This window comes from Intrasporangium chromatireducens Q5-1, assembly GCF_000576575.1.
Taxonomy (GTDB): Bacteria; Actinomycetota; Actinomycetes; order Actinomycetales; family Dermatophilaceae; genus Intrasporangium_A; species Intrasporangium_A chromatireducens.
Genome location: NZ_AWQS01000416.1, coordinates 1 through 2,118, shown reverse-complemented (window position 1 = coordinate 2,118; position 2,118 = coordinate 1). Strand labels below are relative to the sequence as shown.

At 64.1% G+C, this 2,118-nt stretch carries 3 protein-coding genes; 1 reads left to right on the top strand and 2 read right to left on the bottom strand.

What is annotated here, in order from left to right; all coding sequences use genetic code 11:
• Positions 1–355 (top strand): helix-turn-helix domain-containing protein (locus tag N864_RS25760; protein WP_081794119.1); only part of this gene is annotated, 355 nt, incomplete at its 5' end.
• Between the two features lie 163 nt (positions 356–518).
• Here the strand turns inward: N864_RS25760 and N864_RS21780 are convergent.
• Both N864_RS21780 and N864_RS21775 read right to left on the bottom strand, forming a co-directional pair.
• On the bottom strand, positions 519–1,175 hold the full coding sequence (locus N864_RS21780; RefSeq protein WP_051518924.1) for a 2'-5' RNA ligase family protein: 657 nt from the start codon (positions 1,173–1,175) through the stop codon (positions 519–521).
• The gene (locus tag N864_RS21775; RefSeq protein WP_051518923.1) at positions 1,172–1,948 is read right to left on the bottom strand and encodes a GntR family transcriptional regulator; all 777 of its coding nucleotides are present in this window, start codon (positions 1,946–1,948) and stop codon (positions 1,172–1,174) included. The genes N864_RS21780 and N864_RS21775 overlap by 4 nt, the downstream gene beginning before the upstream one ends.
• Between the last annotated feature and the right edge of the window lie 170 nt (positions 1,949–2,118).

Here is a 2,118-nt window from a genome sequence, read left to right as displayed (position 1 = left end):
GTCTGTCGCAACCGACGAGCGGGTCCAGGCCTACTCCAAGATGGTGTTCGGCCAAACTCATCGCTTGGCCGTGATGCTCGGCGTCGGCCGAAGCGATGGAATCGTTAGCGCTGGGGAGCTAGCCGAGGCCCTTGGCTTCAAGGCGCAAAGCAGCATTCAGGATCCACTTCGGGACCTCGAGCGTTCTGGACTCATCTCTCGACTGCCCAAAGTGGGACCAAAGGTGTTCTACCGGCGGAACGAGAGCCTGGCGTGGGAATGGGCAGAGGAACTGCTTCGCCGCGCTACGAGTGGCGCATCGACCGCAGTGGCCCCTGGTTCGCCGGTACAGGGCCTTAGAGATGGACGCCTCTGACCCGGTGGCTTCGTATGCGCCTGCTCGGCCTCGGTGACCTCCTAGATGCAGACCGCTGCGGCACCAATTTTTCGTTTCCAACCATGCCGGTTTCAGAACAAGCACGCCAAGACGTCGCCTCGCCCCCGGGGGGTTCGACTAGCCCTCGGATCTGAGTACGGGGCTAATGCTCGGGGTTCTGGAGGGGGACGTCGACCTCGGTCTGCCACTCGTACATGGCCCGGTCTCGATGCATGCGGATGAGTGACACGCTGGTCACCCTTACGAGTGATCCGTCTCGCGGTTCGGCGGTATCGAGAGCCTCCCTGATCTCACGCGTGGGCCGCTGTCCGTTGCTGTAGGCCGCGGAGGCATGCGCACGGAACCCGTCGGCGTTTTCGGGGCACCATCCCCAGGCATCAGCGATGCCAGCTCGAATCTCGCTGCGAAGGTTTGCGTATGCATCGGGGTTGCTTGGTGGTAGCGCGATGGCTTCGCGGAAGATCACAGCGCGCTGGAAGGCCGAGTCGATGGGCTCGAGTTTGGCGAGGCGCTCGGCGACGGCATGTACGGCCTCGTCGCGCTGTTGAGCGGTGACATCCTCAGAGTGGCCCAAGCCCTGCAGGGTGATGTGTCGCCACCTCCGCGGGATGAGGTCGAGTGTGGGAAACGGCTTGAGGGCGTCTTGGTATTGGTCGATGAGCCTGTGCAGGTCGTCCTGCCCATCGAGGGTGATGTGCCAGGCGTAGAACCGGGTGCCGACTTTCCAGCCGGGTCGCCACCACCAATGGTTGGCCATCTCGGTGTGGTCGGCGTAGGGATCGGTCGCCTGGTCGCTCATATCTCGGAACCCGTCTCCCCGGTGGGCCCAGCCGGTATGGGGTAGTGATCGACAAAGATGACGTTGTCCGCCGGCCAGATCGACTCAGACACTTCGAGCACGTCGCCGTTCTCATCGGTGGCTGTGTGGATGAGGTGCAGGACGTAGGCGCCGAGGGGGAGGCCGAATCTATCTGCTTCGGCGTCGGTGGCACGTCGCGCCGTGACCTGGTCACGGGCATCGGTATAGCGCCGTCCGGTGAGGTCCTCCACGCACCGGAACAGCGCCTTGGGGACGACGGTCGGCTCTTCCAAGTAGGTCCCGGCCGCGATGTCCTTCGGCAGGTAGCTGGCCCCGATCTCGGTGAGCCGGTCTTCTTCGTCGTAGAGCCTTCGGTGCCGCGCGACGACCTCGGTGCCGGCCTCGACATTGAGGCAGTCTGCGATCTGCTCGGGTGCGGGCTCGATTCCGACAGAGGCGATCTCGTGACGCAGGGTGTTGGTCAACAGGCCATCGCGGCCTCGGGCCTCGCCGTACCGATTCCGGGAGCGGCGCTGCAGCCGGTGAGTGGCCCGAACGAAGGTGCCGATGCCGTGGCGAGACTCGATCAGGCCCTCAGCGCGCAGCACGCTCATCGCTTGCCGGACGGTCGGGACGCTGGTGTGATGGGTGGCCGCGATGGCGGTCTCGGCCGGCAGGCGATCACCGGGGGCCAGCCGGCCAGTGCGGATCTGTTCGCGCAGCGCGTCGGCGATCCGGTGGTACTTGGGCAGTCTCGCCCCGGTCTCATTCATCTGTCGTCCCTCAGTTGTTCCTCGATCAATCCGAGATTAGTCCTAAAGAGGACTTGACAACAACGACTCGGTTGATGCTTGACTGATCCCATCACTCCTAAAGAGGAGTGAAGGAGAGGAGGAGTTCGAGATGGCGATGCAGCGCAGGTTCCGGGTCGGGTTCGGTGAGG